Origin of the sequence: Streptomyces tailanensis, assembly GCF_008386495.1 — a bacterium.
Taxonomy (GTDB): domain Bacteria; phylum Actinomycetota; class Actinomycetes; order Streptomycetales; family Streptomycetaceae; genus Streptomyces; species Streptomyces tailanensis.
Genome location: NZ_VTHJ01000132.1, coordinates 1 through 7,732 on the forward strand (window position 1 = coordinate 1; position 7,732 = coordinate 7,732).

The window sequence follows — 7,732 nt, forward strand, 5'->3', positions numbered from 1 at the left end:
CGGCGCCTGGCTGGCACCAAGGACGCCAAACACCGGAAATGATCAGTTTGTTCACGGGGTCTCAGTGGTCCGCGCAGCACGGTGTCGGGTCCGGTACCTCGAACGGGACGAGGGTGCCGCCGGCGGCGGGCATGGCGGTGAGGACGAGTTCGCCGTCGTGCCAGTGCGGGCGTACGTGATCCCGTGTCACCAGCACGGTGTCCGGGGGCGGTTGGCCGGGTGAGCCCAGGACCGTCACGCGGGCGATCGCGGAGCGGGAGAGCAGTTCCGCGATCGTCAGCGTGCCGGTGAGGGTGGAGACGCCCGGGTAGAGCACCGCGCGGCCCGTCGGGTCGGGGATGCCGGGTGTCACCTCGTACCCCCGGGCCGTGAGCCGCTCCTGGGCGGTGCGTAGGAGCGGCTCCGACGGGAGTGCGAGGGACAGGGCGACGCGCGGGCGGTCTCCGCGCACCAGGTGCGTGCAGCCGAACGCACCCTCCGGGAGGGCGAGTTCGGCGGCCAGCGTGTGGAGCAGGTGATCGGCCGCGCGCAGGTCCCTGACACCCGCGTCCACGGTCAGGACATCCATCGTAACGATCATGACGGCAGGACCCACACCGGGTTGGAGTAGAACCACAGGTCGCGCCACGGGTCGGCGTCGCCGACGACGTCGATGGCGGGGCCCGCCGGGTCGACGGCCGCGCCCATCGGGCCGACGGCGGAGCGGTTGCCGTCGCTGCCGCGCAGCCGGACGTAGAGCGGGCGGTCGACCTGGCCGAGTTCGTAGGTGAGCCGGACCGTGCCGGTGGACTTGTTCACCTCGTACGACTTCACGACCTTCGCGGTCGGTGCGGTGAAGGTGTCCTTGTCGGCGGCCGCGCCGGTGACGTCGCCCTGGATGAAGTCGACGCGGGCCAACTTCGGTATGAAACCGGCCCAGTTGGGACCGCCGGCGAGCGCCACGTCGACGGTCAGGGTGACCTTGGTGCCCTTCTTGACGTGCAGGGCGCCGCCGAGGGTGGCCCAGCGGCTGCCGCCCGAGACGCGGACGTCGAGGCCGCTGATGAGCCGGCCGTGGTCGACCCAGATGCGGCCGGCGCGGATGCCGTCCATGACGGCGGCGTAGGAGAAGCCGTCGGCGCCGACGTGGGTGCGGCTGTACTGGCCGGGCCAGTAGTCGCCCTGGGTGATGTCGATCTTGCCGCCGTAGACCGGGTCGGTGTGCTTGCCGTTGGCCGCGTAGTCGCTGTCCGGGCCGCCGCGCACGGCGGTGTCGGCGTAGACCTGGTGGGAGTCGGAGTTGGCGGTGATCCACCAGGGCTTGCCCTCGGCGAGGAGGCTGTCCCACAGGCCGCCGACGGTGGAGGTCATCCAGTCGAAGCCGCCCCAGGTGCGGTAGCTCTCCAGCGGGTAGCCGGGGAAGGAGTTGGCGTTGGGGTTGTTGTCGTAGATGCCGCGGGCGCGGGCCATGCCGAGGGGGGCGGGCAGGCCGGCGGCCTGGTGGCCGGGGGCGCCCTCGAAGCCGACGGCGATCTGGCGGTCGGCGCCGGTCGCGTCGCGCCAGCCGCGGATCTCGTGCGGGGAGTCGACGCCGCGCCGGGCGGGGTGGTTGGCGAGCATCAGGGCGTCCTTGATCTTGCGGCGCTGAACCTGCTCGGCGAGGAAGCCCAGGCCCGCGATGGCGAGCGCCTCGTTGGCGGGCGTCGAGTCGGAGGCGCCCTTCACGCTGCCGTCGTAGTCGGTCTCGAACTGCTTGAGGACGGCGACCTCGTTCTTGCCGGGGTGCACGAAGACCGTGCCGTGCTCGGCGGCCGGGATATTCCACTCCAGGCCCTGGAAGACGAGGGTGTCCTCGTACGCGGCCCGGGCCTCCTTGATGTCCGGGTTGACCTTCTCCACGCCGATCTTGGCGTGGGTGGCGTTGCCGTGGTCGGTGATGACCATCCAGTCCATGCCGTGCCTGGCGCCCTGGCGGACCTGGTCGACGACGCGGTACTTGCCGTCGCTGCTGTACTGGGTGTGGATGTGGTGGTCACCGGCCAGCCACAGGAAGCCGCCTCGCTTGCGGCTGTTCGTGCCGGCGTACGCGGGGGCGGTCGCCGCCGCCTGGCCGAGGACGCTCGCGGCGGTCAGGCCCGCGCCAAGGAGACCGGCGCGGCGAAGGAGGCCACGGCGGGACTGCTGCTCGGGGGTCAGCGCCTCGTCGGGCACAGAGCTGTCGAAGGCGGCGGGGAGGGCGGCCGCCGCCTCGTGCTCATGATCGTGGTCGTGGTCATGTCCGTGGTGGTGATGTCCGTGGCCGTGCGCGTGCCCGTGTCCCATGAAACGCCTCCTGATGCCGCTGCCTTCTGCGGCTGCCTTCCGCGACACGACTACCGCGCCGCCTGTGGAGGATCGAGGCGAAACGTGAACGTCAAAAGATCAAGGAGTGGCCGCCAGGTTCCCTGGATACGGCGGATCGCCACGTCCCCCACTGTTTCCCCAACTCACCTTGCACGTCACACTGGTTGACATTGAACCTGAACACCGCTCACCTTCCCCTCGCCCCTGCCCCGCCCCCGGAGAGTCCCCATGAGAAGACTGATCGGCACCCTCGCGGCCGCAGCCCTCGCCGTCACCGGCCTCGCGACCACCGGCGCGTCCCCCGCCGCGGCCGCCACCACCGGCACGTTCAACGTGCTCACGTACAACGTCGCGGGCCTCCCGGAGGGGCTGAGCTCCGGCAACCCGGAGACGAACACCCCGCTGATCTCCCCGCGGCTCGGGGCGTACGACATCGTCAACGTCCAGGAGGACTTCAACTACCACGCGGCGCTGTACGCGGGCGACGACCACCCGTACCGCACGGCGACCAGTGGCGGCGTGCCCTTCGGCGACGGCCTGAACACCCTCTCGGACTACGCCTTCGAGGACTTCCAGCGGGTGAAGTGGAACGACTGCACCGGCACCAACTGCCTCACCCCGAAGGGCTTCTCCCTCGCCCGGGTCCGGCTCGCCGAGGGCGTCTTCGTCGACCTCTACAACGTGCACACCAACGCCGACTCCGACGACGCCGCCCTCGCCGCCCGCCGCGCCAACGTCACCCAGCTCTCGGAGTTCATCAAGTCGAACTCGGCGGGCAACGCGGTGATCGTCATGGGTGACACCAACACCCGTTACACGCGCGCCGGCGACAACATCCGCACGCTCGTGACGGAGAACGGCCTCACGGACCCGTGGGTGGACCTGATCAAGGACGGTACGGCCCCGGCGCAGGGCAGCGACGCGCTGGTCTGCCCCACGACGGCCCCGACCAACGACTGCGAGGTCGTCGACAAGGTCCTCTACCGTGACAGCAACGTGGTGAACCTGACCGCCACCCGCTACAACAACGAGTGGGCGAAATTCCTCGACTCGGCGGGCGCCAACCTCTCCGACCACTTCCCGCACACCGTCGACTTCTCCTGGACCCTGAATTCGGGGCTCCGCGCCAGCGACTTCTTCGGTGGCCCGCACGGCACGGCGTACAACGACGCGGACAACCTCCCCTCGACGGTCTCGCCCCGCACGCTGACCCTGCGCGGCGGCTCCCGCCTCGACGCGGTATCGCTCACGCACGACGGTGGCACGACCCTGACCCACGGCGGCACGGGCGGTACGGCCACCTCCCTCACCCTCACCTCCGGTGAACACCTCACCTCGGTCAAGCTGACCCAGGGCCAGAAGGACGGCCACACCCGGATCTTCTCCGCCGCCTTCACCACGGACAAGGGCCGCACCCTCACCTCCGGTACGGCCACCTCCGACACGAAGACCTTCACCGCCCCCTCCGGCTGGCAGATCGTCGGCTTCACCGGCCGCTCGGGCAGCGAGATCGACAAGCTGGGCGTGCTGTACGCGCCGATCGGCTGACCTGCGCCGATACGCGGCAGGCGGTCCGTTCCCCGATCACCGGGCGGTAGCCTGAGGCTCTGCGTTCCATAGGTGAAGAGGGTGGTCTCCATGGCCCGTGCCGGGCTCACCGTCGACCGGGTCGTGGAGGCCGCGGCCGATCTCGCCGACGAGGTCGGGTTCGAGAACGTCACCCTGTCCGCGCTGGCCCGGCACTTCGGCGTCAAGGACGCCAGCCTCTACTCGCACGTCAGGAATCTGCGGGAGCTGCGGACCCGGGTCGCGCTGCTGGCGGGCGGCGAGATGATCGACCGGATCGCGGAGGCGGTGGCCGGCCGTGCCGGGAAGGACGCGCTCACCGCGTTCGCGGGGGCCTACCGGGAGTACGCGCTCGAACATCCCGGCCGGTACGCGGCCACCCAGATCCCCGTGGACCAGGACCTCGTCACCGACTCCCCCGCCCTGCGCCGCACCGCCGAGATCACCTACGGGATGCTGCGCGCCTACCGCCTCGACGAGCCCGACCTCACCGACGCCGTACGCCTGCTGCGGAGCACCTTCCACGGCTACTGCCACCTGGAGTCGAGCGGCGCCTTCGGCCACCCCCGTGACGTACGGGCGTCCTGGGACCGGGCGGTCGAGGCGCTGCATGTGGCGCTGGAGCACTGGCCTCGGGCGTGATTTTCCATGATCGGTCGGCGGCAACCTTTCGCCGACCGGCGGCAACCACAGGGCGTGACATCCGCAACACCCACGTCCTCCGCCCCTTCGGCCCCGCCCGCGCACCGTCGTCGCCGTGTCTTCCGCAAGCCTGTCATCGGCTCGCTCGCGGCGGCCTCCGTGCTGGCGGGCGCCTGGTACGCCACCGCTGGTGCGGCGCCCACGACGACCGCCGCGGCCGGTGGCCTCACCGTGACCAACACGACCGTGAGCCTGTCCGCGAAGTTCCCCTATCTCTCGGCCGGCTACAACAACAGCCGGGAGTGGACGCGGACGGCGACGGCCGTCGCGCCGAACGGCACGCTGCGGGTCGCCTGGCCCGCCTCGGACGGCATCCACGTCACCCCGCTGACGGCGGCCGGCAAGCGCTCGGGCGCCGACACGGTCGTGAAGGGGACGAAGGAGGTCGGGGGGCTGGTCGCGCACAACGACGGGTTCGCGCTGCTGACCCGGGTCTCCGACAGCAACAAGTGGAAGGAGACCGCCGCCGCGCTCATCCGCTACAGCAACGGCAAGCAGACCTGGCGGACCAAGCTCACCGGCACCTCCTCCAACGACACGGCCCCGCTGCTCGACGGCCAGCTCGCCTGGAACGGCAAGAAGTACGGCGCCTACTTCGTCGTGCACGGCGCCGGCGGCTTCGCGGACGGCCACTTCGGCGACAAGATGGCGTACGTCGGCCCCAAGGGCAAGAAGCTCAGCGGCGGTTGGAACTGGGGCTGCTCGCACAACGAGGGCATAGCCCTGCGCGCCGAGTCGTCCGGCGCCTTCACCTCCCTCTGCTTCGACGACTGGCGCTCGGGCCTCTTCGTCTCGACCGGCATCGCCGCCCCGGACAACGCGCCCGTCGTCCAGCGCGAGCAGTGCTGGGCCGGCTACTGCGGCGGCACCTTCGCGGGCCGCACCGGCGACCTCGTGAAGTCCTCCACCGGCCGCTACGCCACCGCGTTCGCCTCACGCGGCGCCGCCTCCGCCAAGAAGAACCCGGACGACTCCAGCGGCCGGGGCTGGACGGTCAAGCCGAAGACCAGCACCCACCAGGTGGCCATCGCGTTCCTCAAGAACCGCAACACGCCCTCGGGCAAGCCGGTCTACCTCACATCCGCCAAGGGCACCGAGCACGTCAACGTGCGCGTCGCCCCGTACGGCAAGAACCGGCTCCTCGTCTCCTACGAGACCCTGAAGAACGCCAAGTGCGCCAACGGCACCTGCACCGGCACCTTCACGGGCACCCACTTCCGCCTCGTCGACTGGAACGGCAAGCTCCAGGGCGCGGACAAGGTCGTGAACGCCCGCATCAGCGGTGACATCGCGGTCCTGAAGGACTCCCCCCTGGCGTGGGCGTACGCCCCGGTGACCCCGTCCTACTCGACCCCGCTCAACGGGGCGTCACCGACCACGAAGACGCTGAAGATCGCCCGTCTGAAGCCGTGAAGACGAAGTGACGGACGGCTCCCGAAGCCCAGCGGACGCCGAGTCCGTGCTCCCCCTGCATCTCCACGGACACCAGGTCCTGGAGGGGCAGGGGCTCCGGCTCCCCGGTGAGCCGGGCCAGGGCGACGAACAGCGTGGGGCCGTCGCCCGTCACACCGGTCACCACGGACCCTCCCGAGCCCGAGAGGCCATGGACGGGCAGCAGCTCCGCCCGCTGGTCCGCCGGGGGCGCCCAGCCCGTCACCCGCACCTCCGTGCCGGGCGCCGCGCCCGCCACCAGATGGGCACGCACCTCGGCCGCGCCGTTTGCCACCACCAGACTGGTGACCTCGGCGCCGGAGGCCAGCGGATGGCGGGATGCCGCCCAGTCCTCCCCCACGCCCAGCGGCTCGATGTCCGTCCGGCTCGCGTCGCCGCCGACGATCACGCTGTTGTCGTACGACTCCGGAGGCTCGGCCAGGGGTACGGGCGCCGTCACCGTCGAGTACGCGAGCCGCGTGTAGAACGGGTCGTAGCGGACGTCCTCGCTGCCGTGGTTGTGGAGGCGGACGATGCCGTCCGAACTCGTCGACTGGAGGAGCCAGTTGGGCGGGCCCATCGGGCGCACGTCGTCCCCCCGTTCCACCGGCGCCGCCTCCTCCGTCGCCGTCCACACCTCGTGGTCCGGCGGCAGCAGCAGGCCGAGGAAGCCCTTGCTGGCCCAGTACGGGGAGGCCGGGCCCGAATAGCCTTGCAGGACGGCCGAGTCGGGGCCGTGCCAGCCGAGCGACAGCAGGCCCCGGTCGTCGACCGCGCCCCGGTCGAGGAAGTACTTCAGCGCGCCGGAGGCCAGCCGTCGCGTCTCCCCCGGGGACAGCGGCGTACGGCCCGTCAACGCACCCAGCCACAAGGGAACCGTCGTCGCGAAGCGGTACGTCAGGGAGCGGCCCTGGTGCAGGGGGGCGCCGTCGCCGCCGAACAGGCGGGCGTAGTCCTCGAGATGGCGGGAGAGCCGGCCGCCGTACAGCTCCAGCAGACGCTCGTCGTTCGCGAGCCAGGCGTGCAGCACCGGGTACAGGTGCATCGCCCAGCCGTTGTAGTAGTCGAACTTGCGGCCGTCGCCGTCGGTGTACCAGCCCTCGCCCAGGTACCACTGCTCGATGCGGTCGAGGCGGTGCTCGATGACCCGACGCGCCAACTCCTGCTCGTGGCCGATCTCTTCGAGGAAGCCGCCGACCGTCACCGGGAACAACTCCCAGTTGCAGGGCCATGGTTCGGCGGTGAGCGCGTCGCCCAGCCAGGCCGCCGCGCGCTGCCGCACGGAGTCGTCGAGGCGGTCCCACAGCAGCGGGCGGGTCAGGCGCAGGGCGAAGGCGATGGACGCGGCCTCCACGAGGGGCTGACTGCGGTCCTCGATGCGCGGCCAGACACCGGACACGCCGGCCGCGAGGCCGTCGGCGTACCGGGCGAGCGCCTTCTCATCCCGGCGGAAGGCGGCGAGGAGCAGCGTACGAGCGTATCCCTCCAGGCCATCGGAGAGCCTGCCCGACCAGCTCGTGCGGTCGCCGGGCAGCTGGTACAGGGCGCCGTCCGCGGTGGCGTACGGCTCCACCGCCGCCAGCAGCGAGTCGGCGGCCGCCTCCCAGTGGGCGCGGGTGTAGCCGGTGTACGGGCTGAGGGTGCGGTCCTCGGGGGGCATGCCGTGGTGCTTCCTGTCTCGTCGTCGCTGTGGTTAGGGGGTGTGGTGAAA

Annotated in this window: 6 protein-coding genes; 3 read left to right on the top strand and 3 right to left on the bottom strand. The window is 71.1% G+C overall.

Translation table 11 applies throughout. The annotated features are described in order from the left end of the window. Positions 1-61: 61 nt before the first annotated feature. The gene (locus tag F3T56_RS44915; RefSeq protein WP_246204788.1) at positions 62-568 is read right to left on the bottom strand and encodes a hypothetical protein; all 507 of its coding nucleotides are present in this window, start codon (positions 566-568) and stop codon (positions 62-64) included. Between the two features lie 8 nt (positions 569-576). After that, positions 577-2,301, bottom strand: a complete 1,725-nt coding sequence (locus F3T56_RS44920) for a PHP domain-containing protein (protein WP_149831230.1) — start codon at positions 2,299-2,301, stop codon at positions 577-579. Between the two features lie 249 nt (positions 2,302-2,550). Between F3T56_RS44920 and F3T56_RS44925 the strand changes: the two genes are divergently transcribed. The 3 genes from F3T56_RS44925 (at position 2,551) to F3T56_RS44935 (ending at position 6,003) form a co-directional block, all read left to right on the top strand. Next, entirely contained in the window at positions 2,551-3,870 is a 1,320-nt protein-coding gene (locus tag F3T56_RS44925; RefSeq protein WP_149831231.1) for a jacalin-like lectin, read from the top strand. Between the two features lie 90 nt (positions 3,871-3,960). After that, positions 3,961-4,530, top strand: a complete 570-nt coding sequence (locus F3T56_RS44930) for a TetR/AcrR family transcriptional regulator (RefSeq protein WP_149831232.1) — start codon at positions 3,961-3,963, stop codon at positions 4,528-4,530. Positions 4,531-4,584: 54 nt separating this feature from the next. Continuing rightward, on the top strand, positions 4,585-6,003 hold the full coding sequence (locus F3T56_RS44935; RefSeq protein ID WP_149831233.1) for a hypothetical protein: 1,419 nt from the start codon (positions 4,585-4,587) through the stop codon (positions 6,001-6,003). On the opposite strand, the gene F3T56_RS44940 is transcribed toward F3T56_RS44935, so the two are convergent. Next, on the bottom strand, positions 5,948-7,681 hold the full coding sequence (locus F3T56_RS44940; RefSeq protein ID WP_149831234.1) for a DUF2264 domain-containing protein: 1,734 nt from the start codon (positions 7,679-7,681) through the stop codon (positions 5,948-5,950). The genes F3T56_RS44935 and F3T56_RS44940 overlap by 56 nt on opposite strands. Positions 7,682-7,732: the final 51 nt, after the last annotated feature.